Source organism: Acidisoma sibiricum (assembly GCF_057837225.1).
In genome coordinates this window covers 200,309-217,613 of the sequence record NZ_CM174445.1, presented here as the reverse complement: position 1 = coordinate 217,613, position 17,305 = coordinate 200,309, and the positions used below count along the sequence as shown (strand labels likewise).

General features: G+C 64.1%; 13 protein-coding genes. 4 read left to right on the top strand and 9 right to left on the bottom strand.

Features of this window, described 5'->3' with window-relative positions; translation table 11 throughout:
* The first annotated feature begins 87 nt into the window (after window positions 1-87).
* Both purU and folD read left to right on the top strand, forming a co-directional pair.
* Window positions 88-969: a formyltetrahydrofolate deformylase gene (purU, locus tag AC3G7M_RS01025; protein ID WP_489213892.1), complete on the top strand. Its 882-nt coding sequence runs from the start codon at window positions 88-90 to the stop codon at window positions 967-969.
* A 5-nt stretch (window positions 970-974) separates the two neighbouring features.
* Complete coding sequence (gene folD / locus AC3G7M_RS01020; RefSeq protein ID WP_489213891.1) at window positions 975-1,841, top strand: bifunctional methylenetetrahydrofolate dehydrogenase/methenyltetrahydrofolate cyclohydrolase FolD; 867 nt, start codon at window positions 975-977, stop codon at window positions 1,839-1,841.
* Here the strand turns inward: folD and AC3G7M_RS01015 are convergent.
* From AC3G7M_RS01015 to AC3G7M_RS00985, 7 genes are all read right to left on the bottom strand, one after another.
* On the bottom strand, window positions 1,838-3,061 hold the full coding sequence (locus AC3G7M_RS01015) for an MFS transporter (protein ID WP_489213889.1): 1,224 nt from the start codon (window positions 3,059-3,061) through the stop codon (window positions 1,838-1,840). The two genes, folD and AC3G7M_RS01015, sit on opposite strands and share 4 nt — an antisense overlap.
* Before the next feature lie 59 nt (window positions 3,062-3,120).
* Window positions 3,121-4,362: an arsenic transporter gene (locus tag AC3G7M_RS01010; protein ID WP_489213887.1), complete on the bottom strand. Its 1,242-nt coding sequence runs from the start codon at window positions 4,360-4,362 to the stop codon at window positions 3,121-3,123.
* Between the two features lie 85 nt (window positions 4,363-4,447).
* On the bottom strand, window positions 4,448-6,178 hold the full coding sequence (locus AC3G7M_RS01005; protein WP_489213886.1) for an NADPH-dependent assimilatory sulfite reductase hemoprotein subunit: 1,731 nt from the start codon (window positions 6,176-6,178) through the stop codon (window positions 4,448-4,450).
* A 12-nt stretch (window positions 6,179-6,190) separates the two neighbouring features.
* Window positions 6,191-7,990, bottom strand: a complete 1,800-nt coding sequence (locus AC3G7M_RS01000; RefSeq protein ID WP_489216125.1) for a diflavin oxidoreductase — start codon at window positions 7,988-7,990, stop codon at window positions 6,191-6,193.
* 11 nt (window positions 7,991-8,001) lie between these two features.
* Window positions 8,002-8,583 carry a precorrin-2 dehydrogenase/sirohydrochlorin ferrochelatase family protein gene (locus AC3G7M_RS00995; protein ID WP_489213884.1) on the bottom strand — a complete coding sequence of 194 codons (582 nt, stop codon included), beginning with the start codon at window positions 8,581-8,583 and terminating at the stop codon, window positions 8,002-8,004.
* Window positions 8,584-8,716: 133 nt separating this feature from the next.
* Window positions 8,717-9,727 (bottom strand): alpha-E domain-containing protein, encoded by a 1,011-nt coding sequence (locus AC3G7M_RS00990; RefSeq protein ID WP_489213882.1) that lies wholly within the window; start codon window positions 9,725-9,727, stop codon window positions 8,717-8,719.
* A complete protein-coding gene (locus AC3G7M_RS00985) occupies window positions 9,724-11,187 on the bottom strand; it encodes a circularly permuted type 2 ATP-grasp protein (RefSeq protein WP_489213880.1) in 1,464 nt (487 codons plus the stop codon). Before AC3G7M_RS00985 ends, AC3G7M_RS00990 begins: the two co-directional genes overlap by 4 nt.
* 223 nt (window positions 11,188-11,410) lie before the next feature.
* Between AC3G7M_RS00985 and AC3G7M_RS00980 the strand changes: the two genes are divergently transcribed.
* Window positions 11,411-12,028 carry a hypothetical protein gene (locus tag AC3G7M_RS00980; RefSeq protein WP_489213878.1) on the top strand — a complete coding sequence of 206 codons (618 nt, stop codon included), beginning with the start codon at window positions 11,411-11,413 and terminating at the stop codon, window positions 12,026-12,028.
* A gap of 169 nt (window positions 12,029-12,197) precedes the next feature.
* A complete protein-coding gene (locus AC3G7M_RS00975) occupies window positions 12,198-14,741 on the top strand; it encodes a DNA translocase FtsK (RefSeq protein WP_489213876.1) in 2,544 nt (847 codons plus the stop codon).
* Between the two features lie 31 nt (window positions 14,742-14,772).
* On the opposite strand, the gene AC3G7M_RS00970 is transcribed toward AC3G7M_RS00975, so the two are convergent.
* Both AC3G7M_RS00970 and AC3G7M_RS00965 read right to left on the bottom strand, forming a co-directional pair.
* A complete protein-coding gene (locus tag AC3G7M_RS00970) occupies window positions 14,773-15,150 on the bottom strand; it encodes a response regulator (RefSeq protein ID WP_489213875.1) in 378 nt (125 codons plus the stop codon).
* A gap of 50 nt (window positions 15,151-15,200) precedes the next feature.
* A complete protein-coding gene (locus AC3G7M_RS00965; RefSeq protein WP_489213874.1) occupies window positions 15,201-17,249 on the bottom strand; it encodes an NAD(+) synthase in 2,049 nt (682 codons plus the stop codon).
* Window positions 17,250-17,305: the final 56 nt, after the last annotated feature.

The following is a 17,305-nucleotide window of genomic DNA, read 5'->3' as shown; positions in this document are numbered from 1 at the left end:
CAAGTCGCAAGCGTCCGCCCGCGCATTATGCGGATCGCGCATGCTGCGCCATTCTCCACCTGCGTGAATCTGATCTGAAAGACAGCCATGGCCCCGCCATCCAGCCTTCAGCCTCAATTCGTTCTTACGATCGCAAGCCCGGACCGGCCCGGAATCGTGGCCGCCGTCACCACCTTCCTGTTCGAGGCGGGCGGCAATATTCTGGAAGCGCAGCAATTCGACGACCAGCAGAGCAACCGCTTCTTCATGCGCGTCGTATTCACCTCTGATCGCGCCGATGAAGGCTTTACCGAAGGTTTCCGCGAGGCTTTCAAACCCATTGCCGAGCGTTTCGGCATGAACTGGGCATTGCGTGACCGGCTCGAACGCCGCCGCGTCATGATCCTGGTGTCGAAATTCGATCATTGCATGGTCGATCTTCTCTATCGCTGGCGGAATGGCGAGCTGCCGATGGAGATTACCGCCATCGTCGCCAATCACCCGCGCGAGACCTATGCCGGCGTCGATTTCTCAGGCCTCCGCTTTCATCACCTGCCAATCACCCGCCAGACCAAGATGGAGCAGGAGGCCGAGCTTTGGGATCTGGTGCGGGAGACCAAGACCGATCTCGTCGTCCTCGCGCGCTATATGCAGGTCCTGTCGGACGGGCTGACGGCTAAGCTCAACGGCCGCTGCATCAATATCCACCACTCCTTTCTGCCCGGCTTCAAGGGCGCTAAGCCCTATCATCAGGCGCATGAGCGTGGGGTGAAGCTGATCGGCGCCACGGCGCATTATGTGACGAGCGATCTCGACGAAGGCCCGATCATCGAGCAGGATGTCGAGCGCATCAGCCATGGCGACACGCCGGACGATCTCGTTCGCAAGGGCCGCGATATCGAGCGTCGGGTTCTTGCCCGCGCGGTCCGCTACCATCTGGATGGGCGCGTTATCCTCAATGGCGGCAAGACCGTCGTCTTCACGGAATAGGATCTATGGCGGCGAAGATCATCGATGGGCGTGCCTTTGCCGCCGGCATTCTGGCGGAAGTGACGGCTGACGTTGCAGCGATCAAAGCCGCGGGCGGGCAGGCCCCGGGCCTGGCTGTGGTGCTGGTGGGCGAAGATCCCGCCAGCCAGGTGTATGTGCGCAACAAGGCGCGCACGACGAAGGAGTCCGGCATGGCCTCCTTTGAATATAGGCTCGCGGCGGATACGACCGAAGCCGCCCTGCTCAGCCTCATCGCTGAGCTGAACGATGACGCCGCGGTTCATGGCATTCTCGTGCAGCTGCCATTGCCGAAGCATATCGACAGCGCGCGCGTCCTGGACGCGATATCCCCGAACAAGGACGTGGATGGTTTCCATGTCATCAATGCCGGGCGGCTGGCGACCGGCCTGCCCGGTCTGGTGCCCTGCACGCCGCTGGGCTGCCTGCTCATGCTGCGGGCTGAACTGGGTGACCTGTCAGGGCTGCGCGCTGTCGTACTCGGCCGCTCCAATATCGTCGGCAAGCCGATGGCGGCACTGCTGCTCGCCGAAAGCTGCACGGTGACGATTGCCCATTCGCGCACGCGCGACCTTCAATCTGTCTGCCGTGAGGCCGATATTCTGGTCGCCGCGGTCGGCCGTCCTGAGATGGTACGGGGCAGCTGGATCAAGCCGGGGGCGACCGTCATCGATGTCGGCATCAACCGGGTGCCGGGCGCCGAGGGCAAGACGCGTCTGGTCGGCGACGTCGCTTTCGCCGAGGCGGCAGAAGTGGCGGGGCGCATCACCCCCGTGCCGGGCGGGGTGGGACCGATGACCATCGCCTGCCTGCTGCGCAATACGCTGACCGCTTCTAAGGGGCATTCGCTCTAGGGCAATTCGGCCGGGGCCTGCTTCTCCCGGGCCATGACTCGGATGCTGGGCCAGAGCGGGGTCGCGCTCAGTACCACCAGGGCACCGCCTATGGCGAGCATGACGGGGAGCGGGACGAAGGCGAGCAGCCCGGCGAGCAGTCCAGAGAGAAAGAAGGCGAGCGCCACCGCGGCGCTGCCGATACCCATCGCCCAGCCCTGCCGCTCGGCCCCGGCGGCCGCGCTGAGCAGCGCGAGCAGGGTGATGTAGGCGCAGCAATTGGCGATCGAGGCGAGGAAGGCGAAGGGCCATTGCAGCACCTTGCCGCTGACCGCCGCAAGCAGGACCATGATGCCGCAGAGGCCGAGCGACAGCGCCGCCAGGGCCACCTCGTTGCGGATCATCCGGGCCAGCAGCTGGTAGCCGACGGTCGATCCGACAACCATGCCCAAGCCGATCGTGGCGGAGAAAATCCCGAGCCAGCTCGGCTCCAGATGATAGGTCTCACCCATCAGGACGAGCACGTAGAGGAAGTAGATCGAGAAGCCGAGCTGGAACAGGAAGAACGCGAGCGCGAACCAGCGGATGCGTGGGTGCCGCGCTGCGAGGACGAAGTTCATGACCGGGCGGCGCCAGCTCAGGTTGAGCGCGGCGCGCGGTGCGGCTTCCGGCAGGTGCGAGCGGATGATGAGCGCGAAGGCGCCGATACAGAGCAGCACGGTGAAGAGCATTGGCAGCGGCAGCCAGATATCCGTCAATACGCCGCCGACGGCAGGGGCTGAGGCGATAGCGAGGCAATTGACGAGCACCACACGGGACATGTCCCGCCCACGCAGCTCCGGCGTACTGTGATCCATCATGGCCGCCTGGGCGATCGGCGCGGCCCCCGCCATCAGCCCGGAGATCAGGCGTCCGGCGAGCAGCAAGCCGATGACGTCGCTCTCGACCCCCAGGAACATCAGGGCATAGGCAAGGGTGAGACCGGTCATGCAGATGAGCAGCGTGCGTCGCCGGCCCAGCGCGTCCGATAGATCGCCGAGCAGCGAGGCGCCAAAGAACATGCCGAAGGGAAAGAGTGAGAAGGTCACAGAGAGCAGCAGATTGAGCGTGCCCGGCCCGTAGACATGTCGCGCGCTGAAGTCCCGGAACAGAATGACGATGACGGGATACATCAATCCGAACGAGAACAGATCGATGAAAACGGCCGCCAGATACGGCAGCATTCCGAACAGACGGTTCATCGCCTAGGGGCTCCGACTATGGCTCCTGCAATGACATCATTACGGCTAGGGGACAATCCTTACCTGACCAGCAATCCCGCCAGCGCCAGCAGCAATGCCGGCGGCATGACGACCGCGCCGCGCAGAAGGAAGGTCTTGAAGGTGACGTCCTCGCCCTCCCGCCGGATGGCGGTGAGCCACAGAATGGTCGCCAGCGAGCCGGTGATTGAGAGATTGGGCCCGAGATCGACACCTACGAGCAGCGCATCGGTGACCTTCTGCGGCAGGTGACCGGTCGCGATGGTCGAACTGGCGATCAGCCCCGCCGGGAGGTTGTTCATGAGATTGCACGCAAATGCGAGCACGGCACCCGCGCCCCAGGCTGTCGCGGTGACGGATTGCGCGGCGAAATCATGCAGTAGCGTCGCAAGACGGGTGAGCACGCCCGTCTGGCGCAGTCCCTCCACCAGCACGAATAGCCCGGCGACCAGCGGCAGCACGGTCCAGGAGATGCCGCGCAAAACCGCCCATGGTGTCTCGCGCTTGCGCCACAGCACGAAAATAGTGGTGAGCCCTCCCGATATCGCCGTGGGCAGGCCGAGCTGGATATCGGCGGCGGAGGCCACCAGCAGCACGACAGCCGTCACGGCAATCCCGATTGCGGCTGCGACGCCACCGGCCGGAAGCGCCGGCTGGTCGATGTCGCTGTCGACGGGCGCTTGCAGATGCCGGCGTTCCGTCAGCAGCAGCGCGCCAAGCGTGGCCCCGATCGCCAGAACGGAGGGCAGGAGGAAATGGCCGAGCCAAGTGAAAAGCGGCGGCACATGATTGCCGTAGAGTACGAGATTGGCGGGGTTGGAGATGGGCAGCAGAAAGCTCGCGGCATTCGCGATGAAGGCGCAGACGAAGAGATAGGGCAGCGGCTCCGCCTTCGCGTGTTTGGCGGCGGCAAAGACCGCCGGCGTCATCACCACGGCCGTCGCGTCATTGGAGAGGAACGCGGTGACGACGGTGCCCACGCCATAGATGAGCAGGAACAGCCGGCGCGATGAGCCGCGCGCCTTTCGCACGGCAAAGGCCGCGAGCCAATCGAACAGTCCCTCCCGCCGGGCGACTTCCGACAGCAGCATCATGCCGATGAGGAAAAGATAGACATCCGTCCCGCGTTCGACCGCGGCGAGCGCGTCCTTCACGGGTACCAGTCCCAGGATCACCAGAAGACCCGCGCCGAGCACCGCCCAGATCGCTTCCGGCAGGCGCCAGGGGCGGATGATGACCCCTGCCGTGGCAATAATGACAATAAGCCAGGTCAGCCAGGCCATACGCGGTCCTCGAACATAGAAACGGGCCGCCTGGCAGCAGGCGGCCCGCGATCACTTATGGGCTTTTGAGGAAAACGGAAGCCCGTCAGCTCAGGCGAAGATTGTCGTGGAAATTATTTCCTGCCGTGGTGGCCGCGATATGGCCGGTGCGGATGACAAAATCGCCGAAACTTTCCCCCTGGCTTCGTTCGGTTGCGTATTGGCGGAATAGCGGACCCAGTTCCGATAGGATCGCCGCTTCGCCGACATCCTGGCGGTAGAGCTTGTTCAGACGCTCACCCTCCAGACTGCCACCGAGATAGAGGTTGTAGGTGCCGGGGCCACGGCCGACGAAGGCGATTTCGGCAAGATAGGGCCGGGCGCAGCCATTCGGGCAGCCGGTCATGCGGATGACGATTTCGTCTTCCGTCAGCCCTGCCAAGGCAAGTTGCCCTTCCAGCGCGGTCAGAAGGTCGGGCATGTAGCGCTCGCTTTCGGCCAAGGCGAGGCCGCAGGTCGGGAGCGCGACACAGGCCATGGAGTTGCGGCGCAGCCCGCTATCGGCGGTGATTGCCATGTTATGCTCGGCGAGCAGCGCTTCGACCAAAGGCTTCTGCTCGGCTGAGATATTGGCGATGGTCAGATTCTGGTTCGGCGTCAGGATGATCACGCCACCGTCCAGCTGCCGGGCTATTTCGCGCATGCCGGTTTGCAGTTTCTTTTCCGGCCAGTCCTTCACCCGTCCGCTCTCCAGGAACAGCGTGACGTGCCACAGGCCGTTGTCACCCTTCACCCAGCCGTAGCGATCGCCCCGGCTGGTGAATTCCGGCACATGCACGGGGCCGAGCTTGTAGCCGAGGCGCTTTTCCACTTCCGCCCGGAACCAGTCGATGCCGCCGCGCTCGATCGTGTATTTCAGGCGGGCGTGCTTGCGCACCGACCGGTCACCGAAATCACGCTGCACGGTGACAACTTTTTCGGCGACGTCCACGGCCTGGGCCGTGGTGCAGAAGCCCAGAACGTCCGCCGTGCGCGGGAAGGTATCGGTCTCGCCATGGGTCATGCCCATGCCGCCGCCGACCAGCACGTCCCAGCCGATGATCTTGCGGCCCTTCAGGCGTGCGACGAAGGAAAGGTCATGCGCATAGACGTCGACATCGTTCTGAGGGGGAACGGCGACGGTGATCTTGAATTTCCGGGGCAGGTAGGTTTTGCCGTAGATCGGCTCATCCTCTTCTCCCGCCTCGCGCGAGGTATCGACGACCTTTTCGCCGTCGATCCAGATCTCATGATAGGCGGTCGTACGCGGCGAGAGGTGGTCGCTGATCTCCTGCGAGAGTTTCAGCGCCTCCGCATGGATCTGGCCTTGATAGGGGTTCACGGCGCACATGACGTTGCGGTTGACGTCGCCGCAGGCGGCGAGCGTATCGAGCAGCGCCGTGTTGATACTGTTGATGGCGGGCCGCAGGTTGCTTTTGATGATGCCGTGGAACTGGATCGCCTGGCGCGTCGTCACGCGCAGCGTGCCATTGGCGCGCTCCTCCGCGATGTCGTCCAGCGCCAGCCACTGGGCCGCCGTCATCTGACCGCCCGGCACGCGGACGCGGGCCATGAAGCTGAAGGCCTTTTCCATCTTTTTGCGGCCGCGCTCGGCCCGGATGTCGCGGTCATCCTGCTGATAGATGCCGTGGAACTTCGTCAGCTGGGTATCGTCCTCGTCCAGCTGGCCGGTGATGACATCGGTCAGGCCCTCGGCGATGCCGCCGCGCAAGCCGCGGCTGGCGGCCTTGATGCCTTCATTGCGGGAGAGGGGTTTTTTCTCGGTTTCGTCGGACATGGTCTCTGGCTTTCAGTACACGTCGCGCAGATAGCGGCCGTCCCGGCGGAGACCGTCGAGCTTGGCAGCAGCGGCCGTCTCGTCGACACCACTCTGGTCGGCGATGACGCGCACCAGCGCATGGTTCACGTCCTTCGCCATGGCATTGGCGTCGCCGCAGACATAGATCGCGGCGCCGTCCTCGATCCAGGAATACAACTCTTTGCGCTGCTCCCAGATCCGGTGCTGAACATAGATCTTCTCGCGCTGATCGCGCGAGAAAGCCGTATCGATGCGTGTCAGCAGGCCGCTCTTCTTCCAGTCCTGCCATTCGAGCTGGTACAGGAAGTCGTGCGTGAAGTGGCGGTTGCCGAAGAACAGCCAGTTGCGGCCGGTCGCGCCAATGGCCTCACGCTCCTGCAGGAAAGCGCGGAATGGAGCGACGCCCGTGCCCGGCCCGATCATGATGACCGCGCGGTCCGGGTCCGCCGGCAGGCGGAAATGCGGATTTGGCTTGAGATAGACCTTCAGCGGCCCGCCCTTGCGGCGGCGCTCGGCGATATCGACGGAAGCGACGCCCGCCCGCTTGCGGCCATGGGTTTCGTAGCGCACGGCCGAAATCAGCAGGTGGATCTCGTCTTCGGCGGCGCGGGCGCTTGATGCGATGGAATAGAGCCGCCCCGGCAGGGGGCGCAGCAGGCTGGTCAGCGTGCTCGCGTCCAGCTTCGTCGGCGCGGTCTCCAGCAGATCGATCACCTGCCGGCCGTAGGTCCACTGCCGGAGCGCCGCGTCATCGGCCAGCAGCGCCTTGAGTTCGGCGCTGTCGGTCAGCTTGGCATAGGCCTCGACCTGCGGACGGGTCAGCGTCGTGATGTCCTGGGCTTCCGACAAAGCTTCGCGGACAAGGGCGTCGCCCTCCAACCCCGTCACCTTCAGAATGTCATCGACGAGAACAGGATCGTTGACCGGCACGATGCCGAGCGCGTCGCCCGGCGCATGGACAAGTCCTGAACCCTCTACGGAAAGCTCCGTGTGCCAGGTCTCGGCGGAGGAGCCGCTGCCGTTGAGGTTGATCAGCTCGGTGATCGTCGCCTCGAAGGGCGCATGGCGCGTGTAGAGCGGTTCGGCCTCGTCGTCGCTCTCCACGGCGGCAGGCAGGGTCCGCGCGAAATCGACATGGATGACCGCACCCTCGTCCGCGGTTTCCTTCTGCAGCACATCGAGGGTGGATGTGATCCAGGCGCCGGCGGAAGCGGCAAAATCGACGTCGCATTCGACGAGAGGCGCGAACCGCCGGGCGCCGAGGGCGACCAGACGCTCATCGATGATATGCCCTGTCTGGCAGAAATTGACATAGGCGCGGTCGCCCAGTGCCAGCAGGCTGAAGCGAGTCTTATCGAAGCGCGGCGCATCCTCGGCCAGCAGGCCATTATAGAAATCGGTCGCGCGCTGCGGCGGATCGCCTTCGCCCCAGGTGCTGACGATGACGAGGAGGTTTTCAGCTTTCGCGGCTTCGGCCACGGTCACATCCGCGACGTCGGCAACCTTGGGGGCAAAGCCAAGCTTCTGGGCCGCCTTGCGGGTTTGTGCGGCAAGGGTTTCCGCATTGCCCGATTCGGTCGCGAACAAAATCAGCAGCGGTACCTTTTTGGCGGGCGCCTGGGCAGGCGTCGCAGCGGCGGCGCTGCCCCCGGTCGCGGTCTGGTAGCCGGCGAGGAAACCGCTCAGCCACGCGCGCTGCTCGGGCGAGGTTTTGGTGATCACGCCGTTGAGGGCCGCGATCTCCTCAGGCCGGAACGGCGCTGAACTCGGCAGGATGGGCAGGCTTGCCATGGTCTTCACGGTCACTTTCGATGCGGCTGGGAGAAATCGAGCCAGCCGGTCTGCTGCAAAAAAGCGTTGGTTCGGGCTGCGAGTTCAGGGATGTCGCACCCCTCGACCCGCCACGCCTCCCGCTGTGCGGTCAGGAGAGCCAGTCGCTCGCCCCATTCCGGGCCGAAGGTCTCTGCCAGAAAGCGCCGGATGCGCTGGGCAAGGCCCGGGCTGCGGCCATTGGTCGAAACCGTGAGGAGCAGGTCCCCGCGCCGCACTTCAGCGGTATTGTGGAACAAGCACTGCTCCCGCCGGTCTTCGACATTAACCATCACCTTGTGGCGGCGTGCCCGCTCGGCCAGGGCGACTGCCATGTCATCCGGCATGCCGACAACCCAAAGAACATCCAGCCTGTCGAGGGCCTCTTCATCGGGCAGGCCCCGTCGGTATTGCGCGCCGGCACTGTCCTGCAACACGGCATCGTCCTCGTCGGCGAAGCAAAGGGCGGTATGCGCCCCGCCTTCGGCCAGAAGCTGCCAGCGCCGTAGGGCTAACGGACCGTGGCCAGCCAGGCCGAGGTTCAGTGCCTGCGGATCAAGAGAGACCGGGATCATGCCGTCATAAAACGGATTTCGTCCGTCCAGACAAGAGATTAAGCCGGAAGCTGCGGGTATTCACTCAGGTAGAAGCGTGAATATCACCCCGCGCCCGGCGGGGATGCGGCAGCCCGAAGGCATGCGGATCGCATCAAAGTTGAGCGGACGACTGACTTTGTGACTGCGACTGCTTAAGGCTTGGCTTCCAGTCACGGAAAAAGGCGTCCCCGATGCCGGCCGCGAGATTGATCAGGTCCCGCTGCATCCCGTCCAAGAAATCATGCAAACCGATTGAAATGATCTGTTCTGCCGATCGGTCCAACAAGGCCGCCCGCATATCTTCGATCTGTTCCAGCGGTATCCGTGTGCCGCGCAAACCGTAACTGGTGCGCAGCTGGGTCAGGTGCCACTCGGTCTGGCTGAGGCAGAGCAGAACGCTGCGGGGAAAGCAGGGATCGGTGAGCAGAAAGGCAACGACGTCTTTCGGCAGAAACTCAACGGGCGCGACACGGCGAAAGGCGTGATAGCCGGCAACGGCACGCAGCACCCCGCCCCATTGCGTCCGCTCTTCCTGCCGACGGTCCTCGGACCCTTTGGGCAGCATGCGGTGGAACTTGATGTCGAGCAGGCGGGTCGTTTGGTCTGCGCGCTCGATCAGACGGCCCATTTCATAGAAATGCCAGCCCTGATCGCGAAACAGCGTGCCTTCAGTGATGCCGGTATGGGCCTGAACGCCTTCCTTGATCCGCGAGCACAGGCGGGACAGGCTGTCACCCTGCAACTCGTGGTCGGCAATCGCCAGCAGGTCGCGGTGGAAGACATTGAGGTGCTTCCACATCTCGGTGCTGATGAGCGGGCGCAGGGTGCGCGCGTTCATGCGCGCCGCTTCGATCGAGCTGACGATCGAATTCGGGTTTGCCCGGTCGAGCAGGTAGTAGCGCTTCACGGTATCCGCCTCGGGCGCGCCATAGGTCTTCGTGAAATCGGTCTCATCGGCATAGATGCGGATGAGCGAATCCCAGGCCTCGTTCTCCAGGCCGGGGCTTTCAAAGGTCTGCGTCACATCGATGAGACGGGCAAGATTCTCCAGGCGCTCCATATAGCGCGCCATCCAGAACAGGCTTTCGGCATAGCGGGCCAGAAGCGGGGTCTGCTGGGTCATCGCCGCGTCTCCTCCGCCAGAACCCAGGTATCCTTCGATCCGCCGCCCTGGGAGGAGTTGACGATCAGGCTGCCAGCTTTCAGCGCCACGCGCGACAAGCCGCCCGGCAGAACCCAGGTGCTGCGACCCGTGACCGCGAAGGGGCGAAGATCGAGATGGCGGGGCCGGATGCCCTCATCGGTCAGTGTCGGGCAAACCGAGAGGCCGATCACCGGCTGGCTGATCCAGTTGGACGGGTTGGCAATCAGCGCGGCGCGCGACGCGTCAAGCTCCTCGCGGGTCGCGCGCGGCCCGATGGTAATGCCGTAGCCGCCCGATTCGCCCACCGGCTTGGTCACCAGCCTGTCGAGATTATCCAGCGTATAGGACAGTCCCTCCGCCTCGCGACAAATATGGGTCTCGACATTGGCCAGGATCGGATCCTGGTCGAGATAGTATTTAATGATGCGCGGCATATAGGCATAGACCGCCTTGTCGTCCGCGACGCCGGTGCCGACAGCGTTTGCCAGCGCGACATTGCCGCGGCGCCAGGCGCGGATAAGGCCGGGCACGCCGAGCAGGCTTTCGGGCCGGAAGACCGTCGGGTCCAGGAAGTCGTCACCCAGGCGGCGGTAGATCGAATGCACGGCGCGCAAGCCGGCCGTCGTCTTCATGAAAACCCGATCGTCCTCGACGATCAGATCGGCCCCCTCGACCAAGGGTACCCCCATCTCGCGGGCCAGGAAGACATGCTCGAAATAAGCCGAGTTGTAGATACCGGGGGAGAGCAGCACGACCTGCGGGTCCAGCACGCCTTCGGGCGCGATCTCGGTCAGCGCTTCGCGCAGGCGCCGGCCGTAATCATCGACCGGCATCAGCGACATGCCGGCGAGCAGATCGGGGAAAGCCCGGCGCATGAGGTGGCGATTCTCAACCACATAGGAGACGCCGGACGGCGTCCGGGCATTATCTTCCAGCACGCGGAAGTCACCCTGCTGGTCGCGGATAATGTCGATGCCGCAGATATGGACATAGGTGCCGAAACGGACGGGGAAATTCTCCATCTCCGGCCGGTAATTGGCGTTCCCGAGTACGAGATCGGCCGGAATGATGCCATCGCGCAGGATGTGGCGTTCGTGGTATATGTCGTGCAGGAAGGCGTTGATGGCCGCCACGCGCTGCTGGACGCCGGTTTCAAGCTTGCGCCATTCGGCGGCGGTGATGATCCGCGGAATGCAGTCGAACGGGAGAATGCGATCTATGGCTGTCGCATCGGAATAGACGGTGAAGGTGACCCCGAGACTCATGAGGTCGTTTTCTGCTGCCTTGGCCCGGGCCCGAAGCCCGTCCAGACCGATGGCACTCAATCGGTCCCGGACAATCTGCGCGGCGCCGTTGTCGCCGGGACGATCGGTTGCAAGCTCGCATACATACGGCCCAGGCTCGCAGTTCAGAAACAGATCCTCAGGAATCTTAACCACCTCTGCATTTGCGGGGCCTCTTTCGGCTATAAGCGGTTTGCGGGCGTCCTGCCAGTCTTTCGGGAGGCAAAGCTTGCGCAAAATTTGCGCCCTGCAACGATTGGGCGTGGTCCGCTCTGTCGCACAAATTTATTTGCAAATCTGAGGAATACAGGCTTTACCTCACACGCCCCGCCGATCTTGTGACCGTATAAGACAGCTTATCCTTGGCCCGGAGTTCACCATGCGCCGCCTGTTCGCTACCCTTGTGGCAACCTCTCTGCTTGCCCCTGGCATCGCCTCCGCGACCTGTTTGAAACCCATTGAGGGCACGGCGATGAATGTCGCCGGTCTGAAAAGCCAGCTCATGGTGACGGCGCTCGCTTGCGACACGCGCGAGCGCTACAATAGCTTCGTGATGAACTTCCGCCCGACCCTCGTGAAAGAGGACACGGCGTTGAACAGCTATTTTTCGCATCACTATGGCCGCAGCTGGCGCACCGAACATGACAGCTACATCACGCAGCTTGCCAATGTTCAGTCGGACGCCTCCATCAAGGAGGGCACGCTGTTCTGCCAGCAGAACGTCTCCCTGTTCGATCAGGTCCTGGCGCTGAAAAGCTCCAAGGAACTGCTGGATTTTGCGAATGAAAAGCCGGTGGTCCAGCCGGTGAATTACGACATCTGCGGCCTGCCGCATCACCCGATCTACCACCCGACCGTGGTCCAGGTTGTGGCTCCGGTCGCGCCTGCGGGGTCCGGCGCGAAGGCAACGACCGCCGTCGCCCAGACCAACGCGAATGGCCAGCAGAAGCGCAGCTTCTTTGGCAATATCGGACATGGCATCGCCAGTATTTTCTGAGCCGCTGCTGCGATCATCGTCGTGAGGGCAGGGGGCCGCAAGGCCGGATAGACCCTGCCTGTTCTCTGCTGTCCGCAAGCCCCGCGCCAGCACAGTATTTTGATACCATGGCCCGGCATAGCGATTCGTGATTGTCCGGGGACCACCGGCATCATTGGAAAGGATACCGATGGCCGCCATTGCCGAAGCCCGCCGTCTCATCTCACCCCCCATGTTGGCTTTGCTGCGCCGCCGGCTGGCATCCCTGGTGGGTCTGGGGCTTGGCCTCGCAGGCATCGGCCTTGGTGTGGCGCTCGCCTCCTACCATCCCGCCGATGCCTCTTTCGACACGGCTGGCACCCTCGTCCGCAATCTGGCGGGCCCGACGGGTGCCGCCATCGCCGATCTGTCCTGGCAGGGTTTCGGCGTGGTCGGCACGCTGCCGGTCTGGGTCATGCTGCTCTGGGGCTGGCGCATCGCCGAAAATCGGCGGCTGACCCATCTCGCTTTCCGTCTTCTGGCGCTTGTCGCGGCGATGCCGCTGCTGGCCGGCGGCATCGCCAATCTGCCGATACCGGCCAGCGGCAGTTCAGCTTGGCTCGCGGCCGGATGGGGTGGGGCGGTCGGCTACGGCGCCGAGCATGTCATCATCGGCACGGCGCATTCGCTGTTCGGCCCGCTCGGCAGTGCGGTCGCCTGGGTGATCGAGATGCTGGCCGGCCTCGGCCTGGTAGCCTTTGGCTTTGGGCTGACGGCGATGGAGTGGCGGGCTGCGGGCTCGCGCGCCCGATCCGGTGCCATGGGCGCGGCCTCCCTCTCCATGCGATCGATGCGCTCGGTCGGCCAAACACGGGGCGTCAGCTCCGGCATGTCCGGTTTTGGCAGCCGCTTAGGCGGCATCTTCTCCCGCCTGCCAGACTGGGGCCGCGGGCAATCGACGGAAGAGCCGTCCCCGCACCCGATCTTCAACCTGCCGCCGATGGACCCCGACGATCCTGAGGACCATCAGGATCGTGCTCGGCGCGAGCCGGTCGTGGCCATGGCCACCGCCCGCACGGCGCCTGGCGGAAAGCTGACCGCGGCCGGATTTGCGGCAACAGGTGGGACCACTTCTGCGCCGGCGAATGCTGGCGACACCCGCATTCGTAATCAGCGCGACAGGGTCCGCCCGGCGATGCGGCCGGAGCCCCCGCCCGTGACCAGCAGTCACGCAGGATGGAAACTACCGCCGATCGACCTGCTGAAGGACCCGCCGGCTCAGCATGAGGTCGGCATCAGCCCTGAAGCACTGCAGGCCAATGCGCGCCTGCTGGAGACGGTGCTGTCCGATTACGGTGTCCAGGGTAGCATCGTAGAAATCCGTCCTGGCCCGGTGGTCACGCTGTACGAGCTGGAACCGGCCCCCGGCATCCGCTCCGCCCGTGTGATCGGCCTCGCCGATGACGTTGCCCGCAGCCTCTCCGTCACCGCCGTCCGTATCGCGACCGTTCCCGGCCGCAATGTCATCGGCATCGAGGTTCCGAATACCAAGCGGGAGACCGTGTTCCTGCGCGAGCTGATGTCGGTCGAGGAATGGAGCAGCCATACCGGCCGCCTGCCGCTGGCACTCGGCAAGGATATCGGCGGGTCGCCTGTCATTGTCGATCTTGCCCGCATGCCGCATCTACTCGTCGCCGGCACCACCGGTTCGGGCAAGTCGGTCGGCATCAACGCCATGATCCTGTCGCTGCTCTTCCGGCTGTCGCCCGAGGATTGCCGCCTGATCCTGATCGACCCGAAGATGCTGGAACTCTCCGTCTATGACGGCATCCCGCATCTGATGGCCCCTGTGGTGACCGAACCCGCCAAGGCGGTGACGGCGCTGAAATGGACCGTGCGGGAGATGGAGCGGCGCTATCGCGCCATGAGCCAGCTCAGCGTCCGCAATATCGGCGGCTATAATGAGCGCGTGGCCGAGGCCCGGTCCCGCGGGGAAGTGGTCACCCGCCGCGTGCAGACCGGCTTCGATGCCGAGACCGGCCGCCCGATCTTCGAGGAGCAGGCGCTGGCGCTGGAGCCTCTGCCCTTCCTTGTCGTCGTCATCGACGAAATGGCCGACCTCATGATGGTGGCCGGCAAAGAGATCGAAGCCGCAGTGCAGCGCCTGGCGCAGATGGCGCGTGCCGCCGGCATCCATGTCATCATGGCCACACAGCGGCCCTCGGTCGATGTCATCACCGGTACCATCAAGGCGAACTTTCCGACCCGCATCAGCTTCCAGGTCATCAGCAAATTCGACAGCCGCACCATCCTGGGCGAGCAAGGTTCGGAACAGCTGCTGGGCCAGGGCGACATGCTGTACATGGCCGGTGGCGGCCGCATTACCCGCGTGCATGGCCCCTTCGTCACAGACCGTGAGGTCGAAGACGCCGTCGCCTTCCTGCGTGAGCAAGGCGAGCCGAATTATCTGGAAGAAGTGACCGAAGCCCAGGAAGAGCCGGGTGGCGGCAGTGGCGGCGGCTCTCCGCAACCCGGAGCCGGGGAAGGCGAGAAGGGGCTGTTCGATCAGGCGGTGGCGCTCGTTGCCCGTGAAGGCAAGGCCAGTACCAGCTTCATCCAGCGCCATCTTCAGATCGGCTATAACCGCGCCGCCCGTCTCATCGAGCAGATGGAGAAGGACGGGATCGTCGGCCCCGCCAACCATGTTGGCAAGCGGGAAGTGCTGGTCCGCCGCACCCATGACGAGGATGAGTGAGTCGTAGCGGCTAAACGGGTCGTGGCCGATCTTACGCGGAGAGCATATCCGCTAGCAGCCGCTCCATGTCGGCCGGGCGAAACGGCTTGCGGAGACAGGGTTTGCCGCGCCAGGGCTCGCTAAGCCCGGACTCGTCATAACCCGTGCTGAAGGCGAAGGGCAGGCCGAGGCGATCGAACTCGGCCGCGACCGGGTCGCTGCGATGGCCGGAAACATTCACGTCCAGAATACCGATGTCGCAGCCGGTCGGGTGCGCCGCGAGAAAGGCCAGAGCCTCCTCGTTATGGCTGAAGGGGCCGACCAGCGTGCAGCCGAATTCCGCCAAAACGTCTTCCAGCAGCATGGCCAGCAGGGCTTCGTCCTCAAGAATGAGGACGCGCAAGCCGGACAATCGAGATTCTGTGTCCATCACTGTCTTCCATCAGACTGCGCGACCTATGGCAAGAGGCGGCGAGCGTCTTATTGCTCGTCTGGAATGATCTTCTCCCATTCCTGAAGCCAGGCACTGGCATTGCCGTCGGACGGCGCCCGCCAATCGCCCCGCGGCGAGAGGCTGCCGCCCGCGCTGACCTTGGGGCCATTGGGCATGGCCGAGCGCTTGAACTGGCTGAAGGCAAAGAAGCGGCGCAGGAAAACGCCCATCCAATGTTTGATTTCGGGAAGGGTATAGGCAGGCCTGCGGTCGCCCGGATATCCGGGCGGCCAGACGCCGCGGGCCGCGTCTTCCCAGGCCATTAGTGCCAGGAAGGCGATTTTGGACGGGCGGAAGCCATAGCGCAGCACGTGAAACAGCGTGAAATCCTGAAGCGCGTAGGGACCGATTTTGGCTTCCGTGCTCTGCGGCTTCTCGCCCGGTTTCGCCGGGACCAGTTCCGGTGAAATCTCAGTGTTCAGAATGGCGGTCAGCGTTTCTCCGACGGCCTCGGCGAACTGGCCGCTTTCCACAACCCAGCGAATGAGATGCTGGATGAGGGTCTTGGGAATACCGCCATTGACGTTGTAGTGGGACATCTGGTCGCCGACGCCATAGGTACACCAGCCGAGGGCGAGTTCCGAGAGATCGCCCGTGCCGAGCACGATGGCATCGTTATGGTTGGCGAGGCGGAACAGATAGTCGGTGCGCAGTCCTGCCTGCACATTCTCGAAGGTCACGTCATAGACCGGCTCGCCCTGGCCGAAGGGATGGCCGAGATCGGACAGCATCTGCGTCGCAGCCGGGCGGATATCCAGCTCCCGCCACGTGACGTTCAAGCTCTCCATCAGGCGGATGGCATTGGACTTGGTCTCATCGCTGGTCGCGAAGCCGGGCATGGTGAAGGCGAGGATATTGGCGCGCGGCAGTCCCAGCCGGTCGGCGGCACGGGCCGCGACGATCAGGGCATGGGTCGAATCAAGACCGCCCGAGACCCCAATGACCATGCGCTTGACGCCGATGCCGCGTAGCCGCTGCACCAGCCCGCTGATCTGAATATTATAGGCCTCGTAGCAATCCTGATGCAGACGCGCGGGATCGGCGGGCACGAAGGGGAAGCGTTGCAAGTGCCGCTTCAGGCCGAGATCGCGGGTCGGCGGGTCAAGGTTCAGCGGAATGCGGCGGAACTGTTCGGGCTCGATTCCGATGGCGCGCGCATTATCGTCGAAACTGCCCATGCGCAGCCGTTCCTGCCGCAGCCGGTCGAGATCGACATCCGCGATCGCGCGCTGGGCGGCAAGCGGGAAGCGGTCGGTCTCGGCCAGTGTTTCGCCCATCTCGAAGATCGAGGCCTGGCCGTCCCAGGCGAGGTCGGTCGTCGATTCCCCGGCCCCCGCGGCGGCATAAAGATAGGCCGCGTGGCAGCGGGCGGACTGGCTGATGGAAAGCTGTGTCCGCGTCTCCGCCTTGCCGATGGTGATATTGCTGGCCGAAAGATTGGCCAGGATCGTGGCGCCGGCCAAAGCGCCTTGAGAACTGGGGGGCACCGGTACCCAGACATCCTCGCAGATTTCCACATGCAGCACGAAGCCGGGCAGATCGTTTGCTGCAAAGAGCAGATCGGGACCGAAGGGGATGTCCTCGCCGCCGAGCGCGATCACGCGCCCTTCCGTGCCCATGCCGGAGGCGAAGTGCCGCTTTTCATAGAATTCGCGGTAATTGGGCAGGTGGATTTTGGGGACCACGCCCAGGATGCGACCGCGATGGATGACGACGGCGGTGTTGTAAAGCCGCGCGCCCTGGGCCAGCGGCGCGCCGACCAGCAGGATCGGCGTCAGGTCGCGGCTGCCTTCGACGATGGTCGCAATCGCTGCCTGCACGGCGTCGAGCAGCACGTCCTGCAGCAGCAGGTCGTCAATCGCATAGGCCGAGACAGAGAGTTCCGGGAAGACGCAAAGCACCACGCCGTCCTCGTGACAAAGCCGCGCTTCCTCCAAGATGGACTGCGCGTTGGCCGCCGGGTCGCCCGGGCGGCTGTCGATGGTGCAGGCGGCGACACGGGCGAAGCCGTGGGCATAGAGCGAACGGAATTCCATGCGGCGACTCTAGCAGAGGTCTGGCCCGGTCGTTAACTGGGGCAGGGCTGCTCCGC

Excerpts from the sequence above, each read along its gene's own strand:
- purU (WP_489213892.1), top strand. The coding sequence starts at position 88 with ATGGCCCCGCCATCCAGCCTTCAGCCTCAATTCGTTCTTACGATCGCA.
- folD (WP_489213891.1), top strand. The coding sequence starts at position 975 with ATGGCGGCGAAGATCATCGATGGGCGTGCCTTTGCCGCCGGCATTCTG.
- AC3G7M_RS01015 (WP_489213889.1), bottom strand. The coding sequence starts at position 3,061 with ATGAACCGTCTGTTCGGAATGCTGCCGTATCTGGCGGCCGTTTTCATC.
- AC3G7M_RS01010 (WP_489213887.1), bottom strand. The coding sequence starts at position 4,362 with ATGGCCTGGCTGACCTGGCTTATTGTCATTATTGCCACGGCAGGGGTC.
- AC3G7M_RS01005 (WP_489213886.1), bottom strand. The coding sequence starts at position 6,178 with ATGTCCGACGAAACCGAGAAAAAACCCCTCTCCCGCAATGAAGGCATC.
- AC3G7M_RS01000 (WP_489216125.1), bottom strand. The coding sequence starts at position 7,990 with ATGGCAAGCCTGCCCATCCTGCCGAGTTCAGCGCCGTTCCGGCCTGAG.
- AC3G7M_RS00995 (WP_489213884.1), bottom strand. The coding sequence starts at position 8,583 with ATGATCCCGGTCTCTCTTGATCCGCAGGCACTGAACCTCGGCCTGGCT.
- AC3G7M_RS00990 (WP_489213882.1), bottom strand. The coding sequence starts at position 9,727 with ATGACCCAGCAGACCCCGCTTCTGGCCCGCTATGCCGAAAGCCTGTTC.
- AC3G7M_RS00980 (WP_489213878.1), top strand. The coding sequence starts at position 11,411 with ATGCGCCGCCTGTTCGCTACCCTTGTGGCAACCTCTCTGCTTGCCCCT.
- AC3G7M_RS00975 (WP_489213876.1), top strand. The coding sequence starts at position 12,198 with ATGGCCGCCATTGCCGAAGCCCGCCGTCTCATCTCACCCCCCATGTTG.
- AC3G7M_RS00970 (WP_489213875.1), bottom strand. The coding sequence starts at position 15,150 with ATGGACACAGAATCTCGATTGTCCGGCTTGCGCGTCCTCATTCTTGAG.
- AC3G7M_RS00965 (WP_489213874.1), bottom strand. The coding sequence starts at position 17,249 with ATGGAATTCCGTTCGCTCTATGCCCACGGCTTCGCCCGTGTCGCCGCC.